The 21,790-nt window shown below is 69.5% G+C and carries 19 protein-coding genes and 1 riboswitch; of the genes, 15 read left to right on the top strand and 4 right to left on the bottom strand.

Annotated elements, in window-relative coordinates:
* The first annotated feature begins 172 nt into the window (after positions 1 to 172).
* The 14 genes from K9U41_RS13810 (at position 173) to K9U41_RS13745 (ending at position 14,699) form a co-directional block, all read left to right on the top strand.
* Complete coding sequence (locus K9U41_RS13810; protein WP_282641419.1) at positions 173 to 772, top strand: TetR/AcrR family transcriptional regulator; 600 nt, start codon at positions 173 to 175, stop codon at positions 770 to 772.
* The gene (locus K9U41_RS13805; protein ID WP_282641418.1) at positions 769 to 1,737 is read left to right on the top strand and encodes an HlyD family secretion protein; all 969 of its coding nucleotides are present in this window, start codon (positions 769 to 771) and stop codon (positions 1,735 to 1,737) included. Before K9U41_RS13810 ends, K9U41_RS13805 begins: the two co-directional genes overlap by 4 nt.
* 5 nt (positions 1,738 to 1,742) lie before the next feature.
* Positions 1,743 to 2,726: an ABC transporter ATP-binding protein gene (locus K9U41_RS13800; protein WP_282641420.1), complete on the top strand. Its 984-nt coding sequence runs from the start codon at positions 1,743 to 1,745 to the stop codon at positions 2,724 to 2,726.
* The gene (locus K9U41_RS13795) at positions 2,723 to 3,859 is read left to right on the top strand and encodes an ABC transporter permease (RefSeq protein WP_282641416.1); all 1,137 of its coding nucleotides are present in this window, start codon (positions 2,723 to 2,725) and stop codon (positions 3,857 to 3,859) included. The genes K9U41_RS13800 and K9U41_RS13795 overlap by 4 nt, the downstream gene beginning before the upstream one ends.
* Before the next feature lie 356 nt (positions 3,860 to 4,215).
* Positions 4,216 to 5,841, top strand: coding sequence for a cytochrome-c oxidase, cbb3-type subunit I (gene ccoN / locus K9U41_RS13790; RefSeq protein ID WP_282641414.1), 1,626 nt, complete (start codon positions 4,216 to 4,218; stop codon positions 5,839 to 5,841).
* 10 nt (positions 5,842 to 5,851) lie between these two features.
* Complete coding sequence (gene ccoO / locus K9U41_RS13785) at positions 5,852 to 6,598, top strand: cytochrome-c oxidase, cbb3-type subunit II (protein ID WP_282641413.1); 747 nt, start codon at positions 5,852 to 5,854, stop codon at positions 6,596 to 6,598.
* Between the two features lie 4 nt (positions 6,599 to 6,602).
* Positions 6,603 to 6,764 (top strand): cbb3-type cytochrome c oxidase subunit 3, encoded by a 162-nt coding sequence (locus K9U41_RS13780; RefSeq protein WP_149575222.1) that lies wholly within the window; start codon positions 6,603 to 6,605, stop codon positions 6,762 to 6,764.
* A gap of 4 nt (positions 6,765 to 6,768) precedes the next feature.
* Positions 6,769 to 7,653 carry a cytochrome-c oxidase, cbb3-type subunit III gene (ccoP, locus tag K9U41_RS13775; RefSeq protein WP_282641411.1) on the top strand — a complete coding sequence of 295 codons (885 nt, stop codon included), beginning with the start codon at positions 6,769 to 6,771 and terminating at the stop codon, positions 7,651 to 7,653.
* 454 nt (positions 7,654 to 8,107) lie between these two features.
* Positions 8,108 to 9,568: a cytochrome c oxidase accessory protein CcoG gene (gene ccoG, locus K9U41_RS13770; protein WP_282641410.1), complete on the top strand. Its 1,461-nt coding sequence runs from the start codon at positions 8,108 to 8,110 to the stop codon at positions 9,566 to 9,568.
* A gap of 32 nt (positions 9,569 to 9,600) precedes the next feature.
* On the top strand, positions 9,601 to 10,104 hold the full coding sequence (locus tag K9U41_RS13765; RefSeq protein WP_282641409.1) for a FixH family protein: 504 nt from the start codon (positions 9,601 to 9,603) through the stop codon (positions 10,102 to 10,104).
* Between the two features lie 211 nt (positions 10,105 to 10,315).
* Positions 10,316 to 12,547 carry a heavy metal translocating P-type ATPase gene (locus K9U41_RS13760; protein WP_282641407.1) on the top strand — a complete coding sequence of 744 codons (2,232 nt, stop codon included), beginning with the start codon at positions 10,316 to 10,318 and terminating at the stop codon, positions 12,545 to 12,547.
* Positions 12,544 to 12,756, top strand: coding sequence for a cbb3-type cytochrome oxidase assembly protein CcoS (ccoS, locus tag K9U41_RS13755; protein WP_282641406.1), 213 nt, complete (start codon positions 12,544 to 12,546; stop codon positions 12,754 to 12,756). Before K9U41_RS13760 ends, ccoS begins: the two co-directional genes overlap by 4 nt.
* Positions 12,753 to 13,877, top strand: coding sequence for an MFS transporter (locus K9U41_RS13750; RefSeq protein WP_282641405.1), 1,125 nt, complete (start codon positions 12,753 to 12,755; stop codon positions 13,875 to 13,877). The genes ccoS and K9U41_RS13750 overlap by 4 nt, the downstream gene beginning before the upstream one ends.
* 66 nt (positions 13,878 to 13,943) lie before the next feature.
* Positions 13,944 to 14,699 (top strand): SDR family oxidoreductase, encoded by a 756-nt coding sequence (locus tag K9U41_RS13745; protein ID WP_282641404.1) that lies wholly within the window; start codon positions 13,944 to 13,946, stop codon positions 14,697 to 14,699.
* A 117-nt stretch (positions 14,700 to 14,816) separates the two neighbouring features.
* On the opposite strand, the gene K9U41_RS13740 is transcribed toward K9U41_RS13745, so the two are convergent.
* The 3 genes from K9U41_RS13740 to K9U41_RS13730 form a co-directional block, all read right to left on the bottom strand.
* Positions 14,817 to 16,313, bottom strand: a complete 1,497-nt coding sequence (locus tag K9U41_RS13740; protein WP_282641403.1) for a TrkH family potassium uptake protein — start codon at positions 16,311 to 16,313, stop codon at positions 14,817 to 14,819.
* A 134-nt stretch (positions 16,314 to 16,447) separates the two neighbouring features.
* Positions 16,448 to 16,840 carry a Co2+/Mg2+ efflux protein ApaG gene (gene apaG, locus K9U41_RS13735; protein ID WP_282641402.1) on the bottom strand — a complete coding sequence of 131 codons (393 nt, stop codon included), beginning with the start codon at positions 16,838 to 16,840 and terminating at the stop codon, positions 16,448 to 16,450.
* 112 nt (positions 16,841 to 16,952) lie between these two features.
* Positions 16,953 to 18,173: an O-succinylhomoserine sulfhydrylase gene (locus K9U41_RS13730; protein ID WP_282641401.1), complete on the bottom strand. Its 1,221-nt coding sequence runs from the start codon at positions 18,171 to 18,173 to the stop codon at positions 16,953 to 16,955.
* An 80-nt stretch (positions 18,174 to 18,253) separates the two neighbouring features.
* A riboswitch (SAM riboswitch) is annotated at positions 18,254 to 18,334 on the bottom strand.
* Positions 18,335 to 18,409: 75 nt separating this feature from the next.
* On the opposite strand from K9U41_RS13730, the gene K9U41_RS13725 reads away from it, so the two are divergent.
* Entirely contained in the window at positions 18,410 to 19,537 is a 1,128-nt protein-coding gene (locus K9U41_RS13725; RefSeq protein ID WP_282641400.1) for a 2'-deoxycytidine 5'-triphosphate deaminase, read from the top strand.
* Positions 19,538 to 19,553: 16 nt separating this feature from the next.
* Here the strand turns inward: K9U41_RS13725 and K9U41_RS13720 are convergent.
* Positions 19,554 to 21,790, bottom strand: a 2,237-nt coding sequence (locus K9U41_RS13720; protein WP_282641399.1) for an FUSC family protein, incomplete at its 5' end; no start/stop codon positions are given.

Here is a 21,790-nt window from a genome sequence, read left to right as displayed (position 1 = left end):
CGTCCACACCGATGGCGCGCGAAAAGATCCGGGGCGTGAAAGGTTGGAGCAGGGGCGTGCTCATGGTAGTGACTGACGGGTCAGTCATTGAGAGTTAACGATTGTGGCGCGCCCGCCGAACCAGGATCCGCAACCTCCGGCGCCGTTGGCGCGCCGGCGCCGGGCCGCGCCCATGGACAAGGCCGACCGCCGCCGCGCCATCCTGGCGGCCGCGCTCACGGTTTTCGCGCGGCACGGCTTTGCCGGCGCCCGCCTCGACGACGTGGCCCGACAGGCCGGCGTGGCCAAGGGCACGCTCTATCTGCACTTCGCCGACAAGGAGGCGCTGTTCCATGGCCTGGTGGAGCAGAACATCGCGCCGGTGCTGGCTGACGCCGATGCGGCCATCGCCCGGTTTCCCGGCACCACCCGCGACCTCATCGATCTGCTCGTCGCGATCCTGATCGAGCGGGTCATCGGCACCCCGGCCGAGGGCCTGGTCCGGCTCATGATCGCCGAGGGGCCGCGGTTTCCCGAGCTTGCCGCCTACTACCACCGCGAGGTGGTCTCCCGCGGCCTTGCCATCGTGCGCAGGATCGCCGAGCGCGGGCTGGATCGCGGCGAGATCACCTCCGATCTCGCGGTGCGCTTTCCCCAGCTCGTCATTTCGCCTGCCGTCGTGGCCGTGGTCTGGAACGGCATGTTCGGCGCCTTCGATCCGCTCGACGTCAGGGCGTTCCTCATGGCCCACCGCGACCTGCTGCTGCGCGGGCTCGGATGGAGAGACACGTGACCCCCCATCGACCGTCCCGCCTGCTGCTGCTCGCCGTCGTCGCGGCGCTCGGCCTCGCCGCCTGCGCCGTCGAACCCGGCGACAGCTTCTCCGGCTATGTGGAAGGCGATCTCGTCTTCATCGGGCCCACCGAGCCCGGGCGCGTGAGCGCGCTTGTGGTGGAGGAGGGCCGCGTGGTGAAGCCCGGCGACGTGGTCGCCCGGGTGGAGGACGACCTGCAGGCCGCCGATCGCGATGGGGCGGCGGCCCAGCTGAAGGAGGCCGAGGCACGGCTTGCCAATGCGCGCTCCCCGCTCCAGCGGCCCGAGGAAATCGCCGTGCTCCAGGCGTCGGAACAGCGGGCCGCCGCGGCCCTCGACCAGTCCCGCGTCGATCTTGACCGGCAGAAGGCCCTGGTGCCGAAGGGCGCCTCCTCCCAGGCCAACCTCGATGCGGCCCAGCACCAGTACGACCAGAACCAGGCGGCCCTCGACGAGGCGCGCAAGCGCATTTCCGCCGCCCGCATCGCCTCCCGCACCCAGGACATCGAGGCGGCCGAGCAGGCGGTTTCCGCCGCCCGCGCGAACCTTGTCGCGGCGCAGGTGCGGCTCGACCGGCGCACCCTGAAGGCGCCCACGGACGGCACGGTGCAGACCGTCTATTACCGCGTCGGCGAGCTGGTGCCGGAGGGCCGGCCGGTGGTGTCCATCCTGCCGCCGGGGCTGGTGAAGGTGCGCTTCTTCGTGCCGGAACCGCTGCTGCCGAAAGTCGCCCTCGGCGCCAGCGTCACCGTCACCTGCGACGGCTGCCCGACGACCACGGCGAAGATCTTCTTCATCTCGGCCGAGGCGGAATACACCCCGCCCGTCATCTACAGCCGGGAGGAGCGCTCCAAGCTGGTCTATCTGGTGGAGGCGCGGCCCGACGATCCCGCCAAGGCCCGGCCGGGCCAGCCGGTAAGTGTTTCCCTGGGGGCTGCGCCGTGATCGCGATGGAGGCTCAGGCGCCCGTGCCCGCCCGCGTCGCGCCGGAAGTGGCCATCGAGGTGGAGAATCTCTGCAAGAGCTTCGGCGGCCGGCGGGTGGTGGACAACCTCTCCATGCGGGTCATGCGCGGGCAGATCTACGGCTTCCTCGGGCCCAACGGCTCGGGCAAGACCACCACCATCCGCATGCTGTGCGGGCTGCTGACGCCGGATTCCGGCCGCGGCACCTGCCTGGGCATGGATATCCTCACCCAGGCCCGGCGCATCCGCGAGCATGTGGGCTACATGACGCAGCGCTTCTCCCTCTACCAGGACCTGTCGGTGCGGGAGAACCTGGAGTTCGTGGCGCGCGTCTATGGCGTTCCCGAGCCGGAGAAGGCGGCGGGCGACGCGCTGAAGCGGCTGGGACTGGAGGGGCGCGGCAAGCAGCTGGCGGGCGCGCTCTCCGGCGGCTGGAAGCAGCGCCTGGCGCTTGGCGCCTGCATCCTGCCCGGCCCCGACCTGCTGCTGCTGGACGAGCCCACCGCCGGCGTCGATCCCAAGGCGCGGCGCGAGTTCTGGGCGCAGATCCACGACCTTGCGGCGGAAGGGCTCACCGTGCTGGTCTCCACCCATTACATGGACGAGGCGGAGCGCTGCCACGAGATCGCGTACATCGCCTATGGCCAGTTGCTGGCCCAGGGCACGGTGCAGAGCGTGATCGCCGCGGCTGGCCTCGCCACGGTCACCATCGAGATCGCCGGGGCGGCGGGCCACGAGGCGGGGCTTCTCGTCACCCGCCTCGCCCGCGAGCTGGCCGCCCTTGAGGGGGTGGAGATGGTGGCGCCCTTCGGCACCGCGCTGCACGTCTCCGGGCGCGACCCGGCGGCGCTGGAGGCGGCGATCGCGCCCTACCGCAGCGATGCGCGCCTCGTCATCCGCGCCGATGCCCCGACGCTGGAGGACGTGTTCATCGACCTCATGAGCCGGTCGAAGGACGAACTGCGATGAGGGCGCTCGCGGCGACGGCCGGCTTCCTGAGGCGCGTCGGCGCCATGATCGTGAAGGAGTTCATCCAGCTGCGGCGCGATCGGGTGACGTTCGCCACCATGATCATGATCCCGCTGCTGCAGCTGATCCTGTTCGGCTATGCCATCAACACCACGCCGCGCCACCTGCCCACGGCGGTGTTCGCCCACGAGAACACGGATGTGAGCCGCGCCATCCTCGCCGCCTTGCGCAACACCGCCTTCTTCGCCTTTGTGAAGGAGGCCGGGAGCGCGGAGGAGGCGGAGCACATGATCCGCGCCGGCGAGGTGCTGTTCTTCGTGGAGATCCCGGCGGGCTTCGAGCGGGCGCTGCGACGGGGCGAGCAGCCGCAACTGCTGGTGGCGGCGGACGCCACCGACCCGGTGGGCTCCGCCAATGCGCTGGCGGCGCTGGCCGGCGTGGTGGGCTCGGCCCTGGTGCGCGAGCGGTTCGTGGATGCCGCCGGCGCCATGCCGTTCGAGATCGTCCAGCACCGGCGCTACAACCCGGCCGGCACCAGCCAGCTGAACATCGTTCCCGGCCTGCTGGGCACCATCCTCACCATGACCATGCTGATCTATACCGCCCTGTCGGTGACCCGCGAGACCGAGCGGGGCACCATGGAGAGCCTCCTGTCCATGCCGATCCACCCGGTGGAGATCATGCTGGGCAAGATCATCCCCTACGTTCTGGTGGGCATCGTGCAGGCGATTCTGATTCTCGGCTCCGGCATGGTGCTGTTCGGGGTGCCGCTGGAAGGCAGCGCCGTCTTCCTTGCGGCGGCGACGCTGCTCTTCATCACCGCGAACCTGTCGGTGGGCTATACCTTCTCCACCCTGGCGCAAAACCAGCTCCAGGCGGTGCAGATGTCCTTCATGTTCTTCCTGCCCTCGATTCTTCTGTCGGGCTTCATGTTCCCGTTCTCGGGCATGCCGCTGTGGGCGCAATGGATCGGCGAGGGGTTGCCGCTCACCCATTATCTGCGCATGGTGCGGGGCATCCTGCTGAAGGGATCAGGGTTTGCGGACCTCAGGGTGGATGCCGCCGCGCTGGTCGCGCTCATGCTGCTGGCCATGGGCATCGCTGTGGCGAGATTTCGTCAAACCCTTGACTGAATGCCGCGCGGCACGTTGCCGCTAAGGTGAGGCGCCGACCGATTGGCCGGCTCTGTGGAAAAAGGGTCGCGTCTCCGGCGTCCAATGGGCCTTCGGTCAAGGTGTCGCGCCGCTGGGGCATGACGAACGCGCCGTCGCCTGTGTAGAAGACCGCGGCCTAAGCCTTGACGGTTGCGACCGGCCGCCGCAGCGCTCATCGACCGCGTCACTTCACGCAGCTTTGACCTGTATCAAGGAGAAAACGGGCTTGCGGCGCATGGTGCGGCGCGGCTCCGCAGGTGCAGTGTTCATACCTCGGCGCGAGGGGTTCTGAAATGTCAACAATCCAAGATCCGATCCGGACGCCGGCGAAGGCCATGCGGTTCGGCGAAGCCGGACTGCTGGTGGTTTTCGCCGCCTTCGCCTTCTTCGCGATCATTGTGGCCGCCAAGGCCTACACGCCCGCCTACGCCTTCCATGCCTATCTGTTCGCCGCCGCCAGCATCGCGGCGGTGTTCGCCATCGGTAACCGCTACATGGCCCGGCCGGCCGGGCCCGTGCCGCAGGTCAATGCCGACGGCAAGCCCAACTACAATTTCGATGTGGTGAAATTCTGCACCATCGCCGCCGTCGTCTGGGGCATCGCGGGCTTCCTCGTGGGGGTGATCGCCGCGCTCCAGCTGGCGTTCCCGGTGGTCAATCTGGACCTGCCCTGGATCTCCTTCGGCCGCCTGCGCCCGCTGCACACGTCGGCGGTGATCTTCGCCTTCGGCGGCAACGTGCTGATCGGCACCTCCTTCTACGTGGTCCAGCGCACCTCCCATGCGCGCCTCGTGGGCGACCTTGCGCCCTGGTTCGTGGTGCTGGGCTACAACCTCTTCATCGTCATCGCCGGTACGGGCTATCTGCTGGGCATCACCCAGGGCAAGGAATACGCCGAGCCGGAATGGTATGCGGACCTGTTCCTGACCGTGGTCTGGGTCACCTACCTGCTGGTGTTCCTGGGCACCATCCTGAAGCGCAAGGAACCCCACATCTACGTGGCGAACTGGTTCTATCTCGCCTTCATCATCACCATTGCCGTGCTGCACCTCGGCAACAACGCCTCGGTGCCGGTGTCGGTGTTCTCGCCCAAGTCCTACATCCTCTGGTCCGGCGTCCAGGACGCCATGTTCCAGTGGTGGTACGGCCATAACGCGGTGGGCTTCTTCCTGACCGCCGGCTTCCTCGCCCTGATGTATTATTTCATCCCGAAGCGGGCGGAGCGGCCGGTCTATTCCTACCGGCTGTCCATCGTCCACTTCTGGGCGCTGATCTTCATCTACATCTGGGCCGGCCCGCACCACCTGCACTACACGGCCCTGCCGGACTGGGCGCAGACGCTGGGCATGACCTTCTCGATCATCCTGTGGATGCCCTCCTGGGGCGGCATGATCAACGGCCTCATGACCCTGTCGGGGGCCTGGGACAAGCTGCGCACCGACCCGATCATCCGCATGATGGTGGTGGCCGTGGCCTTCTACGGCATGTCCACCTTCGAAGGCCCGATGATGTCGGTGAAGGCGGTGAACTCGCTGAGCCACTACACCGAATGGACCATCGGCCACGTGCATTCCGGCGCGCTCGGCTGGGTCGCCTACATCTCCTTCGGCGCCATCTACTGCTTGGTGCCCTGGCTGTGGAACAAGCGCGAAATGTACTCGCTCAAGGCTGTGTCCTGGCACTTCTGGGTCTCGACCCTCGGCATCGTGCTCTACATCTCCTCCATGTGGGTGGCTGGCATCCTGCAGGGCCTGATGTGGCGCGCCTACACCCAGCTCGGCTTCCTCGAATACTCGTTCATCGAGAGCGTCGAGGCCATGCACCCGCTCTACGTCATCCGCGCCCTCGGCGGCATCCTGTTCCTGTCGGGCGCCCTGATCATGGCCTGGAACATCTGGAAGACCATCACCATGCCCGAAGCGGCGGCCGAGCAGTCGCTCGCCCTTGCGCCTGCGGAATGAGGAGGCACTCATGGCAACGCAAGGCACCTCCATCTGGTCCAAGCACCAGATCTTCGAAAAGCACTCCTACTGGCTGATGCTGGGCATCCTGATCGTGATCTCGATCGGCGGCCTGGTGGAAATCGCGCCGCTCTTCTACCTGAAGAGCACCATCGAGAAGGTGGAGGGGATGCGCCCCTACACCCCCCTCGAACTGGCGGGACGCAACATCTATGTGCGCGAGGGCTGCTACAACTGCCACTCGCAGATGATCCGCCCGCTGCGTGACGAGGTGGAGCGCTACGGCCACTATTCGCTGGCGGCCGAGAGCATGTACGACCACCCGTTCCAGTGGGGCTCCAAGCGCACCGGCCCGGATCTCGCCCGCGTGGGCGGCAAGTATTCGGACCTGTGGCAGCGCGAGCATCTCCACAACCCGCGCGCCGTGGTGCCGGCCTCCATCATGCCGAGCTATCCCTGGCTCACCCAGACCAGGCTCGACACCAAGCACCTCGCGGCCGACCTGAAGGACCTCAAGCTGCTCGGCGTCCCCTACACGGACGCGATGATCGAGAACGTCCAGGAGGACCTGAAGGCCCAGTCCACGACCGACGGCGACACCAGCGGTCTCGACAAGCGCTATCCCAAGGCCCAGGCCCGTGACTTCGACGGCAATCCCGGCGAACTCACCGAGGCCGACGCGCTCATCGCCTACCTCCAGATGCTGGGCACGCTCGTGGACTTCAAGCTCTACGACAACCAAGCCAACGTGAGGTGAGCTGATGCACGAGACCTATCTCTGGCTCGCGTCCTTCGCCCAGACCTGGGGCCTCGTGCTCTTCGTCCTCGGTTTCCTGCTGGTGATCGCCTACGTCTTCTGGCCCTCGAAAACGAGGAAGAAGGAATTCGACGACGCCGCCAACATCCCGCTCAAAGAGGATTGATCCCGTGAGCACGACTCAAGATACCCACCATGGCAAGGTGGACGCCGCAACCGGCGTCTCGACCACCGGTCACGAATGGGATGGCATCTCGGAGCTGAACAACCCGCTTCCGCGGTGGTGGCTGTGGGTGTGGTACGCCTGCATCGTCTGGGCCATCGGCTACTGGATCCTGTTCCCCGCATGGCCGCTGATCAACTCGGCAACGCCGGGCCTGCTCGGCTGGCACTCGCGCTCGGCCATCCAGGTCCAGCTCGCCGATCTCCAGGCGCTGCGCGCCGAGAGCGCGGCCAAGCTCGCCAACGCCTCGCTCGAGCAGATCGAGCAGACGCCGGCGCTGCTGACCCTCGCCCGGGCCCAGGGGCGCGTCGCCTTCGCCGACAATTGCGCGCCGTGCCACGGCGCCGGTGGCGGCGGGGCCACGGGCTTCCCTAACCTCAATGACGACGACTGGCTGTGGGGCGGCTCGCTGGAGCAGATCCAGCAGACCATCCAGTACGGCATCCGCTCCGGCGATGCCGAGGCGCGCACCGGCTCCATGCCCGCCTTCGGCCGCGACGGCATCCTCCAGAAGGCGGAAATCTCGGCGGTGGCGGACTATGTGCGCACCCTGTCCGGCATCGCCCAGCCCGGCGCCGATTTCGCCAAGGGCAAGGAGGTGTACGCCGCCAATTGCGCCGCCTGCCATGGCGACGACGGCAAGGGCAACCAGGAACTGGGCGCCCCCAACCTCACGGACGGCATCTGGCTCTTTGGCTCGGACAAGGCCAGCATTGAGTACGGCGTCGTCAACGGCCGCGGCAACGTGATGCCGGCGTGGCACGCGCGCATCGAGCCGACCACCATCAAGGCGCTCACCGTCTACGTGCATTCGCTCGGCGGCGGACGCTGACGCAGGCTGGAGGGACGGCCCGGCTTGCTCCGCGCCGGCCGGGCGCGCAGATTGAAACGTGAACCGCGCCGGATCGGAGCTTGTTGCCCGGTCCGGCGCGTGCTCTTTCCGGGTTGGAGGGGACTTCGCCCATGCGGGTGATGCAGCCCGGGCCGTTGGGCTGACGTCGCCCATCCGGCAGGCTCGCGCGGACCGACCGCGCCGGCAGGAGCAAAAGGGGAGCACGCGCCGGCATCGAGGGGAGCCGACGCGGGGCGCGGGGGGAGCCAAAAGGTCGCGCGACCAATCGACGGCGCGACCTTTCGCCCGAAGGCCCGGACAAACATTCTAAGCTATGAATGTTGCCGTGTCGGCGCCGGGCGGATGTCCCGAGACCAGGGCCGGCCCAATGAGGGCCTGCCCTCAACCCGCATCGCCGGCCCAAGGTGGCTGGCCAACCTTCGGCAAGCAACCCATGACTGCCCTGACCACGAAATCCGAGCAGAAGGCCGCCGCCGCCGTGGCCGACCCCGACGATATTCCGCTCTATGAGGCCCGTCGCCAGATCTATCCGCAGACCGTCCACGGCCGGTTCCGCACCATCAAGTGGATCGTGCTCGCGGTCACGCTCGGCATCTACTACTTCCTGCCTTTCGTGCGCTGGGACCGGGGTCCCGATGCGCCGAGCCAGGCGGTTCTGATCGATTTTCCATCGAGCCGCTTCTATTTCTTCTTTCTGGAAATCTGGCCGCAGGAATTCTACTACGTTGCCGGCCTGCTCATCCTGGCGGCGCTGATCCTGTTCCTCATGAATGCGGTGGCCGGGCGCGTGTGGTGCGGCTATCTCTGCCCGCAGACGGTCTGGACCGACCTGTTCATGGCGGTGGAGCGCCTGATCGAGGGCGACCGGCGCGAGCGCATGCGCGCGGATGCGGCGCCCTGGACGCTGGACAAGTTCGCCCACAAGACGCTGAAGCATGCCATCTGGCTGCTCATCGCCTGGTGGACCGGCGGCGCCTGGGTGCTCTACTTCGCCGATGCGCCGACTCTGGTGGTGCAGCTTGCCACCTTCCAGGCGCCGGCCGTGGCCTACATGTCCATCGGCGTGCTGACCTTCACCACCTATGCGCTTGCCGGCCACATGCGCGAGCAGGTGTGCACCTATATGTGCCCGTGGCCGCGCATCCAGGCCGCGCTCACCGACGAATACGCCCTCAACGTCACCTACGCCTACGACCGCGGCGAGCCGCGCGGCTCGCTGAAGAAGGCCGAGGCCGCCCGCGAGAAGGGCCAGCCGGCGGGCGATTGCGTCGATTGCGGCCAGTGCGTCGCCGTCTGCCCCACGGGCGTGGACATTCGACTGGGCATGCAATTGCCCTGCATCCAGTGCGGCCTTTGCATCGATGCCTGCAACACGGTGATGGACAAGGTCGGCCGCCCGCGCGACCTGATCGCCTACGACAGCGAGGCGAACCTCGAGGCGCGGCTGGCCCACACGCCGTTCACCCAGCGCATCATCCGGCCCCGCACCATCCTTTACGCGGTGCTCATCTGCCTGGTGGCCGGGCTGATGCTGACCTCGCTCCTCGGCCGCTCGACGGAGGGCGTCGCCGCCATCCACGACCGCAACCCGCTGTTCGTGCGGCTGTCGGACGGTTCGATCCGCAATGCCTATACGGTGCGGCTGATCAACAAGAAGCTGGAGGAGCGCACCTTCGTCCTCACGGCGGACGGCGTGCCCGGCGCGAGCCTGGAGGTGATCGGCGACGATGCCGGCGGCCTCACCATCGGTCCCGACCAGACCCGCGAGATCCGCGTGCTGGTGACCACCCGCGACAAGCTGGCCTCGCAGGCGTCCCTGCCCATCACCTTCCGCATCCGCGACACGGCTTCGGGCTTGACGGCGGCGGTCAACGATCACTTCATCGGCCCGTGAGCAACGGTCCGGACAAAGTAGGGAGGGATGACATGGCCCATGCTGATGTCCCCCGCAGGCCGCGCGAGCTGACCGGGCGGGCGGTGCTCCTGATGCTCCTCGCCTTCTTCGGCGTGGTTATGGGCGTCAACTTCCTCATGGCGCGGCTTGCGGTTTCCACCTTTGCGGGGGTGGAGACGGAGAGTTCCTACAAGGCCGGTCTCGCCTTCTCGGCCGAGCACCGCGCCGCGGAGGCGCAGGCCGCGCGGCACTGGAGCGTGAACGTGGAACTGGCCTCGCCGGGCAACGAGGCCCGTGTGGTCACGATCCGCGTGCTCGACCCGTCCGGCGCGCCCCTGTCGCAGCTGACCCCGGACGGGCGCTTCGCCCACCCCACCGACGCCCGGCGCGACGTGGACCTGGACCTTGAGCCCCTCGGCGACGGCCGGTACCGCGCCACGGCGGCGGCGGGTCCGGGCCAGTGGGATCTGGTGATTGATTTTGCGCAAGGCGGAGAGCGCCAGTTCCGGTCCAAAAATCGTGTGCAGCTTCCGTAAGCCGCTGTGAACGGGCAACCGGCTTCCTCCGGCCTCCCGAGGCGGCATCGAGACTGCCGGGCGGCATCCGTCCAGAGTCGTCTGCACCTTGAGTACGACCAGGCCGGCCGGTTCGTCGCGCCGGCCGGCCTGTCGTACTTTTCTCTCATTCGGGTCCGCATCTTCCCGCCGCGCGGTGCAGCGGGGCCCCGCAGCCCCCGGGGATGGAGCCATGGCTGAGGCGATCGACTATTCCATTTTCGTCGCGCGGTCCGAGGACGGCCTCGCCCAGATGAGCCTCGCCGTGGACGGCATCGACTGCGCCGCCTGCATCGCCGAGATCGAGGACGGGGTGAAGGCGCTGCCGGGCGTGGTGCGCGCGCGCCTCAATTATTCCACCCACCGCCTCACCGTGGCCTGGCGCGAGGAGACCTCGCCGGACCGGGTGGTGAGCCAGCTGGAAGCCCTGGGCTACCGCGCCCACCCCTTCGCCGGCCGCGCCGAGGAGAGCGAGGCGCGCCACGCCCGCTGGCTGCTGCGCTGCCTGGGCGTGGCGGGCTTCGCGGCCATGAACATCATGCTGCTCTCGGTCTCGGTGTGGTCGGGCAACGTCACCGACATCACCCCCGAGACGCGGGACTTCTTCCACTGGGTCTCGGCGCTCATCGCGCTTCCGGCGGCGGCCTATGCGGGCCAGCCCTTCTTCCAGAGCGCGTTCCGGGCGGTGCGCTCGGGCCGGCTCAACATGGACGTGCCCATCACCATCGGCGTCACCCTGGCGCTGGGCATGAGCGTGCTGGAGACGGCGCTGAGCCAGCCCCACGCCTATTTCGACAGCGCCATCATGCTGCTGTTCTTCCTTTTGGCCGGGCGCTACCTCGACCATGAGGCGCGCCGGCGCACCCGCGCCACGGCCGGCAACATCGCCGCCCTGCGGGGCGAGATGGCCCATCGCCTCGGTGCCGACGGTGTACCGGTGCTGGTGCCGGTGCAGGCCTTGCAGCCGGGCGATACCATCCTCGTCGCCCCCGGCGAGCGGGTGGCGGCGGATGGCGTCATCGCCTCCGGCCAGTCCAGCATCGACGAAAGCCTCGTCACCGGCGAGACCCTGCCGCGCGCCCTGAAGCGGGGGGATGCGGTCTATGCCGGCAGCCTCAACGGCGAGGGCGCGCTGCACCTCACGGTGACCGCCGGCGGCGAGAACACGCTGGTGGACGATGTCCAGCGTCTGCTGGACGGCGCGCTGGCCGAGAAGGGCGCCTATGTGCGCCTCGCCGACCGGGTGGCGCGGCTCTACGCGCCCATGGTGCATCTGACGGCGCTGGTCTCGGCCATCGGCTGGCTCCTCGCCGGGGCCGACCTGCACCATGCGGTGATGATCGCGGTGGCGGTGCTCATCATCACCTGCCCCTGCGCGCTGGCCCTCGCGGTGCCGGCGGTGCAGGTGACGGCCACCGGCCGCCTGTTCCGCGCCGGCCTGCTCATCAATGCCGGCGACATGCTGGAGCGCCTCGCCGCCGTGGACACCGTGGTGTTCGACAAGACCGGCACCCTGACCCTGCCGGAGCCGGCCCTTGCCCTGCCACGCGGCGCGGACCGGGCACTGGTGGGCCTTGCCGGGCGGCTGGCCCTGTCGAGCCGCCACCCGCTGGCCCGGGCGCTCGCCCCGCGCGCCGACGGCCCGGCCATCGAGGGCGTCACCGAAGTGAGCGGGCAGGGCGTGGAGGCCGTGGTGGATGGCGAGGCCGTGCGCCTTGGCAGCCTCGCCTTCTGCGGCGCGGCCCTGCCCGCCGACCTGCCGTCCGGGGCCTCCCTGATCGCGCTGCGCCGTGGCGCCCGGACCCTGGTCCTCGGCGTGGAGCAGGCCCTGCGGCCCGACGCGCTTGAGGTGGTGGACGCCCTGAAGGCCCGCGGCCTTGAGGTGCGCATCCTCTCCGGCGACCGCGAGGCGGCGGTGGTTCCCGTGGCGCAGGCGCTGGGCATCGCCCATTGGGAGGCCGGCCTGAAGCCCGCCGACAAGATCGCCGCGCTCGATCGCCTGAAGGCGGACGGCCGGCGGGTGCTGATGGTGGGCGATGGCCTCAACGACGCCCCGGCCCTTGCCGCTGCCGCCGTTTCCCTCTCCCCCGCCACCGGCGCGGCGGTGACGCAGGCCCATGCAGACGCGGTGTTCCTCGGCCGACGCCTCGCGCCGGTGCTGGCGGCGGTGGACGGGGCGCGGGTGGCGGCGCGGCTGATGCGGCAGAACCTCGCCATTGCCGTGCTCTACAATGTGATCGCGGTGCCGCTGGCCATCGCCGGCTTTGTCACGCCGCTGGTGGCGGCGCTTGCCATGTCCGGCTCTTCCATACTCGTGACCGTGAACGCCTTGCGCGCGGCGCGGCCGGGGCGCAAGGATGAGGCGTCCGACGCCGCGGCCCCTGCCGGCGGCGATGCCCGCACACTGGAGGAGGCGGCCGCGTGAACGTCCTCGTCTATCTCCTGCCGCTCGCGCTGCTGCTCGGCCTCACCGGCCTCTTCGCCTTCCTCTGGAGCCTGAAGAGCGGCCAGTATGACGATCTCGACGGGGCCGCCGTGCGCGTCCTGTCGGACGACGACCTGCCCGGTTCCGGCGCGCCACCGGCGAGCACGTCTCCAGCGGGCCTGCCCCGCAGCGGTGCCTCCAAGCCATGAGACGCATCGCGTCCGCCCCCGAACCCCGCGCGGGCATGCTCGTCTGCGTCTGCGATCCGCAGCTCGACGCCCCCGCCAACGACAACGGGCCGCGCCCCGTCTCCACCTTCGGCCTGGCCTTGGGCTTCGCCTTCGCGGTGCTGGCGCAGACGGTGGCCTCCGCCGCCCTGCCGCTCGCCGGCGCCCAGCTGGCGCCCCGGCCGGAGCTGGTCACCTGGCCGTTCGCGGCCATGCTGCTCGGAGCCGCGCTCGCCTCTTTCCCGGCCTCCTTCCTGCGCGACGCGTTCGGCCGGCGCACCGGCTTTGCGCTCGGCGCGTCGCTGGGCATCGCCGGCGGGGCGCTGCTGATAGCGGCGCTGATCCAGCGCCAGTTCGCCTGGGCCTGCCTCGGAGCCCTGTGGCTCGGCATGGCGCAGGGCTTCTCCTTCTTCTACCGGCATGAGGCCGCCGCCGCGAGCGGCCGGCCCGCCGCCGCCACGGCCGGCGTTCTTGCGGGCGGCGTTGCCGCCGCCTTCGCCGGGCCGACGCTCGCGGGCTTTGCCGAACAGCTCGCCGCCCCCTATTTCCTCGTGGGTGCCGCGGCGCTGGCGGCCCTGGCGCACACCTGCTCCCTCGGGGTCGCGGTCGCGCTCGCCGCGGACCCCACCACCGTGTTCCGTCCCAGGGCGAGGGCGCCCTTGTCCGCCATCCTGTGGCCGACCCTGGTGGGCGGCGCGGCCTGGTTCGGCATGAACACCGTCATGTCCGGCGCGCCGCTGGCGCTGGTGGGCTGTGGCATCGGCGGGGCTGCGGTGTTCGGCTTCATCGCCCTGCATGTGGCGGCCATGTATGCGCCCGCCGTGCCGCTGGCCTTCGTGGGGGATCGCGTGCCGCCCCTGGTGATCGCCGTTGCCGGCGCGCTGCTGGTGGCCGTCGGCATCCCGCTCCAGAGCCTCGGGACGCCGGAGACCATCACCGCCGCCCTCATCTGCGTGGGCGCCGGCTGGTCGGTGGCCACCGTGGGTGCCACGGCCTGGATCTATCGCGCCGGTCCGCCCAGCCGCCTCGCCCTCGCCCTGCACGACGGCGGCCTGTTCTTCGGCGCCATCTGCGGCGCGCTTCTCGGCTATCTTCTGGCCTGACGGCTTGGCCGCACCCCGTGCGGAACGGTAGGAAGCCGGGAACGCCCAATGGCCGGGAGCCCGCCCTTGACCCATCCCTTCTCGCTGGAGGGCCAGACCGCCCTCGTCACCGGCTCGGTGGCCGGCCTCGGCTATGAGATCGCGACCGCCCTTGCCCTGGCGGGCGCCCATGTGCTGGTGAACGGCCGGGATGCGGCCCGCCTCGGCCCGGCGGTGACCGCCATCATCCGCAAGGGCGGCAAGGCCGAGCCGCTGGTGCTCGACGTGTGCGATGCCGATGCCGTCACGCAGGCCATCGCCATGGCGGCACCCATCCACATCCTGGTGAACAACGCCGGCGCCCGCGACCGGCGCGGCTTCCTCGACATGGAGGACGCCGCGTTCCGCCGGCTCGTGGAGCTGGACCTGTTCGCCCCCGCCCATCTCACGCGCGAGGTGGCCAGAACCATGGTGGCGCGGGGCAAGGGCGGGCGCATCATCAACATCACCTCCATCGCCGGGCCGCTCTCGCGGGCTGGCGATGCCGCCTACACCACCGCGAAGGGCGCGCTGGAGGCGCTGACGCGGGCCCTCGCGGCGGATCTGGGTCCGCACGCCATCACCGTGAACGCCATCGCGCCCGGCTATTTCCTCACCGAGCCCAATGCCGAGCTGGCGCGCGACCAGGCGGTGGGGGAATGGCTGTCGCGCCGCACCTCGCTGGGCCGCTGGGGGCGGCCGGACGAAGTGGCGGGGGCGGCGGTGTTCCTCGCCTCGCCCGCGGCCTCCTACGTCACCGGCCACGTGCTGGCGGTGGACGGCGGCTACATGGCGCATTTCTGAGCGCCTTCGCTCAGGCGCCGCGCGGGCTTTGTGGACGTCTGTGCTTCCGCGCCGCGCGGGCTTTTCGTGCCTTCGCTCCGGCGCCGCGCCGGCTTTTCCGGTGCGCGCGGCGCCGGGTCAGCGGACCCAGAAGCGCGGCAGGAACAGCACCAGCACGGTGAGGATTTCCAGCCGCCCCAGCAGCATGGCCGCCGTGAGCAGCCACAGGGCGGAATCGGGCAGGACGCCGAAGTTGGAGGCCGGCCCCACCAGCGGTCCAAGCCCCGGCCCCACATTGGAAAGGCAGGCGATGGCGGCGGAGAAGGCGGTCTTCAGGTCGAGGCCCAGCATGTTGAGGCCGACGCCGAAGAGGAAGAAGGCGAGCAGATAGAGGAAGACGAAGGACAGCACCGAGGCCACCACGTCGTCCGCCACCGGCGCGCCGCCGTAGCGCAGGGGAAAGACGCCGGTGCGGAAGGAAATGCGCTTCAGGTGCTGGCGGATCGCCTTGGCGGTGATGGCAAGGCGCAGGGCCTTCAGGCCGCCGGAGGTGGAGCCGGTGCAGCCGCCGATGAACATCAGCACGAAGAAGATGGCGTCCGAGGTCGCGCCCCAGTTCGTGTAGTCCGCCGCCATGAAGCCGGTGGTGGAAATGAGCGAGGCGACGGTGAACAGCGCCCAGCGCAGCGCCGTCTCGCCGGAGGCGACCCCGCTGAAGGTCAACTGCAGGAAGGAGAGGGTGGTGAACAGGGCCACGATGGCGAAGAACAGCCGCACCTCCGGATTGGAGAAGATCCGCCACGGGTCGCCGGACAAGGCGCGCACATAGAGCGGGAAGGGCAGGGCGGCCATGAGCATGAAGGCCACGGCCACATAATCCACCGCCGGCTTGGCGAACACGGTGAGCGAGGAGTCCGAATTGGCGAAGCCGCCGCTCGACAAGGTGGACATGGCGATGGTGACGGCATCGAAGGGCTTCAGCCCCGCCACCAGGTAGAAGCCGGCGCAGGCGGCGGTGAGCAGCACATAGGCGATGAGCAGGCGCTTGGCGATGGCGCCGGCGCGCGGCAGGAATTTCTCCGATTTGTCGGAGGATTCCGTGCGGAACAGCTGCATGCCGCCGACGGAGAGCATGGGCAGCACCGCGATGGCGATGGCGACGATGCCGATGCCGCCGAACCAGTGCAGCAGCGCCCGCCACAGCAGGACGCCGGGCGACATGGCGTCGAGCCCCGACATCACGCTCGCCCCCGTGGTGGTCAGCCCGGACATGCTCTCGAACATGGCGCGGGTGAAGGACAGCCGCGAGTGGCCCCACATGAGCGGCAGGGCGGCGAACAGCGACAGCACCACCCAGACCGAGGTGGTCAGAAGGAAGGCCTGCCTGAGGTCGAGCTTGCTCACCGTCTGGCTGCGCCCGCTCATCCACAGCAGCACGCCGACGAAGATGGTGATGGCCGAGGCGCCGACGAAGGCGCCCTGTCCGCCGGAGCGTGTGGCGAAATCCACCACCGCGGGCAGCAGCATGGCGACGCCGAGGATGGTCAGGAGGACGCCGAGCGTCGCCGCCACCGGGCGCAGGCTGAGCACCGAAACGGCCTCGGCCTCCACCGTTGGTATGCGCGCGGCGTGCATGACGTCCCCCTTCCCTCAAGCGTCTTCGCGCGAAGTAGATCCCGGCCGGCGTTAAAAAAATGCGATGCGCAAACGGGATAGAGCATTTCCCGCGAACGGGTGTGCACGGAAAATGCGCTCGCCCGCGGCGTTTCTCAGTTCAGCACCCGGCGCACGTCCGGCACATCGAGCGAGAAGGCCGGGATCTCGATGGAGAAGGTGTCGCCGTTGCTGGCGAGCATCTCGTAGTGCCCGTTCATGATCCCGGTGGAGGTATTGAGCGAGACGCCGCTGGTATATTCGAATCGGCTGCCGGGTGGCAGGGTGGGCTCTTCGCCCACCACGCCAGCGCCGTGGACCTCCTCGGTGTGCCCGTTGGCGTCAGTGATGATCCAGTGGCGACCCTTAAGTTGCACGGTCTCCTGGCCCAAATTGGCCACTTCGACGGTATAAGCCCAAAAATGACGGCCCTGGTCGGCCTCTGAACGCTCCGCCACATAACGCGGCGTCGCGGTCACCTGAATATTTCGAGTGATGGCGCGGTACATACCCGCTCGAGCTCCCCTCACCGCGGGAGAAAATGCCCCCGCGGGCCACAGTGAACCCGCGTTGCGGTCCGGGTGCAACAGTCCGCGCCGTCGCGTGCCGGGAATAGAGCCTTTACAAGGCCTCGGCGGCGGCGGCGAGATCGGCGAGGAGGTCGTCCGGGTGCTCGAGCCCCACGGAAAGCCGAAGCAGGCCGTCGGAAATCCCCATCTCGGCGCGGGCCTCGGGCGAGAATCGCTGGTGCGTGGTGGTGGCCGGATGAGTGATGAGGCTTTTGGCATCCCCCAGGTTGTTGGAGATGCGGATCAGCCCGAGCGCGTTGGCGAAGCGGAAGGCGCCCTCCTTGCCGCCCTCCACCACGAAGGTGACGAGGGTGCCGCCGCCCTTCATCTGCCGGCGGGCCAGCTCCGCCTGCGGATGGTCGGCGCGGCCGGGATAGATCACCGTCTCGATCCTGGGCAGGCCCGCCAGCGCATCGGCGATGCGGCCCGCGCTCGCCTGCATGCGCTCGACCCGGAGCGCCAGCGTCTCCAGGCCCTTCAGCATGATCCAGGCGTTGAAGGGGGAGATGGAGGGGCCGGTCTGGCGCAGGAAGGTCTGCAGGTGGTCGGTCACGAACTGCTGCGAGGAGAGGATCACGCCGCCGAGGCAGCGGCCCTGGCCGTCCACATGCTTGGTGGTGGAATAGACCACGATGTCCGCGCCCAGCTCGAACGGATGCTGCAGCAGGGGCGTGGCGAACACGTTGTCCACCACCAGGCGGGCGCCGGCCTTGTGGGCGATCTGCGCCACCGCCGCGATGTCGATCAGCTCCAGGGTGGGATTGGTGGGGCTTTCCAGGAAGAACACCTTGGTGCTGGGCCTCGCCGCCGCCTGCCAGGCGGCCAGGTCCTTGCCGTCCACCAGCGTGGTCTCGACGCCGAAGCGCGGCAGGAAGTCCTCCAGGATCCAGCGGCAGGAGCCGAACAGCGCGCGCGCCGCCACCACATGGTCGCCGGCGGAGAGCTGGCACAGCAGCGCCGCGTTCACCGCCGCCATGCCCGAGGCCGTGGCCCGGGCCGCCTCCGCCCCTTCCAGCAGCGCCATGCGCTCCTCGAACATGGCGGTGGTGGGGTTGGAATAGCGCGAATAGACGAAGCCCGGATCCTCGCCCTTGAAGCGGGCCTCGCAGGATTGCGCATTGTCGTAGACGAAGCCCTGGGTCAGGAACAGCGCCTCGGAGGTCTCGCCATAGGGCGAGCGCGTGGTGCCGCCATGGACTAGGCGCGTCTCCGGGTGGAGTGTAAGGGGATCCTTCGGGACGAATTTGGGGGCTGGCTTTTGCGCCACGGACATGACGGTCTCCGGGGGAGGCCGAGGGGATCAGGCGCGGTTCGCCGCCGCGGTGGCCGGTGTGCGGCGCGCGCGGCTTGCCCGTCTGTTCGTCCCCGGCCTTTTAGCAAGGTTGTTTAACGTGGCTGCAAGCGGGCCGGCTCAAATTCACCACGAGTGCGTAGCAGTTAACGCCCGGCCTCCCCTTGGCGTCAAGGGCTTCGTCCGGTAAAGCGAACAAAAAGGACGGGAAAGCGGATATGACGGTGCGAGCGACGGAGCATCTGAAGCCCGGTATCCTGCCCGCCGAGGCCATTTCGGCGCTGAAGGCGACGGGTGCCATCTCCTGCCGCCGGCCGCTCGACGCGGACCAGATCCAGCCGGCGAGCCTGGACCTGCGGCTTGGCCGCACGGCGTGGCGGGTGCGCGCGAGCTTCCTGCCGGGGGCGGGCGTCTCGGTGAAGGAACGCCTCGCCGACCTTTCCCTGCACGATTTCGACCTGGCCAAGGGCGCCGTGCTGGAGACCGGCTGCGTCTATCTGGTGGAGCTGTTCGAGCGCCTGAAGCTGCCCCTCGACCTCGCGGCGGCGGCAAACCCCAAAAGCTCCACCGGCCGGCTCGACGTGTTCGTGCGCGTCATCACCGACGGGGCGCGCGCCTTCGATACCATTCCCGCCGGCTATAACGGCCCGCTCTATCTGGAAATCTCCCCGCGCACCTTCCCCATCCTGGTGCGCACCGGCTCGCGCCTGTCGCAGGTGCGCTTCCGCCGCGGCGTCTCGCGGCTGTCGGACCTCGAATTGCTGAGCCTCCAGTCGGCCGAATGCCTGGTGGATGCGGCCCAGCCGGACGTTGCGGCGGGCGGCATCGCGCTGGGGGTCGATCTCGCCGGCGAGGTGATCCCCGGCCTGCAGGGCTTCCGCGCCAAGAAGCATACCGGCGTCATCGACGTGGACGAGGCCGGCGTGCTCGACGTGGAGGATTTCTGGGAGCCCATCCGGGTGCGGCCGGGCCGCACGGCGGGTCTGGTGCTCGACCCCGACGCCTTCTACATCCTGGCTTCGCGGGAGGCGGTGCACGTGCCGCCGGACTACGCTGCGGAGATGGTGCCGTTCGATCCCCTGGTGGGCGAGTTCCGGGTGCATTATGCCGGCTTCTTCGATCCCGGCTTCGGCAATCCGGCGGCCGGCGGGCGCGGCGCCCGCGCGGTGCTGGAGGTGCGCTCGCGGGAGGTGCCCTTTATTTTGGAACATGGCCAGACGGTGGGCCGCCTCGTCTATGAGCGCATGGCGGGTCGCCCCGGCACCCTCTACGGCGCCGACATGCGCTCCCACTACCAGGGACAGGGCCTGAAGCTCTCCAAGCATTTCAAGCCCGTGGGGAGTTGAGAGCCGGCGCGACCCCTCACCCCTTGCCGATGGTCCCGGTTGCGGCGGCGCGGCCGGCGGCGATCATCTCCTCCTTGCGCCACGGCACGCCCTCGTTCAGCGCCGCGTTGAGTTCGCGCAGCGGGCGCAGCACCGCGTCGGAATAGGCGAGATAGTCCGCCACCAGGGGCAGCACCTCCATCACGGCTGGGTCGTCCGCCATGCCCAGCACGGTGGAGACCGCGGCGTCCACCGCCGGGGTTGCCGCATCGGCGCTGCCGCTGCCGGCCTCGCCCAGCACCACCTCGAAGCCGGTGAGGATGCGCGAGCGCGCCGCCTCCACCACGGCCACCACCTCCTCGCGCGCATCGGCGCCCATGGCGGACAGGCGCAGGGCCACGTCCTCCATGAGGGCGAGATAGGTGATGAGCACGTCGAGGGTGGAGACGATGTTGGCCGCATCCCCCGCCGAATGGCCGAACACCTGCTCGGCGCCGAGATTGGGCAGGCGCGTGCCCATGGCCCGCACGTCCTGGGCGAGGGCGGAGACGCTCGCCTTCTCCCCCTGGTGGGGCCACCAGGAGGCGAAGGCGGCACGGGAACGGCGCACCAGCGCCCTCACCTCCGGCCGCAACTGCTCGGCGAGATAGACCGGCAGCACCAGGTAGGACACCACCAGGGCGATGGCGGCGCCGATGGCGGTCTCGTAGATGCGCGCCAGCATGCCCTCGGTGCCGAGCCCGGAAATGATGTGCAGTCCCAGCACCACCGACAGGCCCACGGCAGCGGACGCCACGTCGTAGCGGTCCTTCTGGGTGACGAGGGCGATCATCTGTGCCGCCATGCAGAAGGCGGCGAGAATCCAGATGTGCGGGCCAAGGCCCAGGAACAGCCCCATGCCCAGCACCACGCCGATGAGCGTGCCCACGGTGCGGTAGCGCACCCGCATGTAGGTCTCGCCCACGCTGTTGCCGATGACGAACATGACGGTCATGGTCGCCCAATAGGCGTGGTCGAGATGCACCACCAGGTCGAGGGCGGTGGTCACGGCGGTGGCGATGGCGCCCTGGCAGGCGACGCGCATGGGCGCGGAGAGGGTGCGCCGGCCGTCCGGCCCCTTCACCAGCGCGGGGATGACGCGCGGCGCGGGCGCGGCGGGCGCCGTCTCGTCGTGGGGCGGCGGGAAGGGCGCGGTCTCGGCGGCAGCGATGCCGGTGACCACGAGGGAGAGGCGGTCGAACGCGGTCAGCGCCCGCAGCAGCGCGAAGCGGGCGTCCGGCGGCAGCTCCGGCGCGAAGGCGAGGCGGCGCAGGGACGCCACCGCGCGCTCGTAGCGCTCCTCCGCATGCACGTCGGAGACCTCCACCGCCTCCAGCCGCCGGGCGATGTGGTCGGCGGCGGCGGCGAAGGGGTGGCGCCAGTCCGGGGTGTTCGGCGCCTTCTGCGGCACGCAGCTGGCAAGCAGCTCCACCGCCACCCGCAGACGGTAGAAACGCACCCTCAGGCGCTCGAAATCCGGCTGGGCGGAGGGGTCCTCGGCAATGGCCGACGCCAGGGCGTTCCACACCCGGCCGCGCAGGTTCTCCAGCGCGTCGTTCGCCTCTTCCGGGAAATGCCGGCCGTGGCGCACCGCCTCCGACAGCTCGCGCAGATAGGCCGCCACCGCGCCCTGCATGTCGAGGGTGGTCTCGACGAAGGCGTGGACGGCGGAGGGCCGCCACGGGGAAAGCCGCACTGCCGCCGCCACCAGGGCGCCCTGGCAGAAGGCGGCCAGCAGCAGCGCCCCCTCGATCCGCGTCGGCATGAGGATGGTGCCGACCGTGGCGACGACGATGAGCGCGAGGCCGAGCCGCTGCCCGTCCATGCCGTAGCGCCGCAGCGCCAGGGCGAAGAAGGAGAGCGGGATGAGCAGCAGCTTCTGGACGATGTCGTTGCCCGGCCCCTCGCCGGGGCCCACCAGCGTCACCGCCAGCAGGAAGGCGAAGCCGAGGGCGAACAGGCGCCCCATGGTGCGCGCCTCGGCGGCGACGCTCGCCGCCGGATTGAAGCTGATCATCACCAGCGCGGCACAGCCGGCCATCATGGGAAAGGTGACGTTCATGCCCAGCCGGAACGCGCTCGAGGTCGCGTAGCCCACCAGGATGACGATCACGAACGAAACGCCGAGATGGAACGCCCGGGTGAGATCGACCCCGCCGGGATCATGGTCGGCGAGCCACCCCTTCAGCCGGTCGAGGAGCGGCTTGCGGGGGCGGGGCGGGGGCTGTGGAGCGG

Origin of the sequence: Xanthobacter autotrophicus, from assembly GCF_029991245.1 — a bacterium.
Classification (GTDB): Bacteria; Pseudomonadota; Alphaproteobacteria; order Rhizobiales; family Xanthobacteraceae; genus Xanthobacter; species Xanthobacter autotrophicus_C.
Note: the sequence above shows the minus strand (reverse complement) of the source record. Positions and strands in the feature narration are given on the sequence as shown.

Bases quoted from the DNA above. Each gene is read 5' to 3' on its own strand.
- K9U41_RS13725 (WP_282641400.1), top strand. From the start codon at position 18,410: ATGACGGTGCGAGCGACGGAGCATCTGAAGCCCGGTATCCTGCCCGCC.
- K9U41_RS13760 (WP_282641407.1), top strand. From the start codon at position 10,316: ATGGCTGAGGCGATCGACTATTCCATTTTCGTCGCGCGGTCCGAGGAC.
- K9U41_RS13795 (WP_282641416.1), top strand. From the start codon at position 2,723: ATGAGGGCGCTCGCGGCGACGGCCGGCTTCCTGAGGCGCGTCGGCGCC.
- K9U41_RS13765 (WP_282641409.1), top strand. From the start codon at position 9,601: ATGGCCCATGCTGATGTCCCCCGCAGGCCGCGCGAGCTGACCGGGCGG.
- K9U41_RS13810 (WP_282641419.1), top strand. From the start codon at position 173: ATGGACAAGGCCGACCGCCGCCGCGCCATCCTGGCGGCCGCGCTCACG.
- apaG (WP_282641402.1), bottom strand. From the start codon at position 16,840: ATGTACCGCGCCATCACTCGAAATATTCAGGTGACCGCGACGCCGCGT.
- K9U41_RS13740 (WP_282641403.1), bottom strand. From the start codon at position 16,313: ATGCACGCCGCGCGCATACCAACGGTGGAGGCCGAGGCCGTTTCGGTG.
- K9U41_RS13750 (WP_282641405.1), top strand. From the start codon at position 12,753: ATGAGACGCATCGCGTCCGCCCCCGAACCCCGCGCGGGCATGCTCGTC.
- K9U41_RS13800 (WP_282641420.1), top strand. From the start codon at position 1,743: ATGGAGGCTCAGGCGCCCGTGCCCGCCCGCGTCGCGCCGGAAGTGGCC.
- ccoO (WP_282641413.1), top strand. From the start codon at position 5,852: ATGGCAACGCAAGGCACCTCCATCTGGTCCAAGCACCAGATCTTCGAA.
- ccoG (WP_282641410.1), top strand. From the start codon at position 8,108: ATGACTGCCCTGACCACGAAATCCGAGCAGAAGGCCGCCGCCGCCGTG.
- ccoN (WP_282641414.1), top strand. From the start codon at position 4,216: ATGCGGTTCGGCGAAGCCGGACTGCTGGTGGTTTTCGCCGCCTTCGCC.
- K9U41_RS13780 (WP_149575222.1), top strand. From the start codon at position 6,603: ATGCACGAGACCTATCTCTGGCTCGCGTCCTTCGCCCAGACCTGGGGC.
- K9U41_RS13730 (WP_282641401.1), bottom strand. From the start codon at position 18,173: ATGTCCGTGGCGCAAAAGCCAGCCCCCAAATTCGTCCCGAAGGATCCC.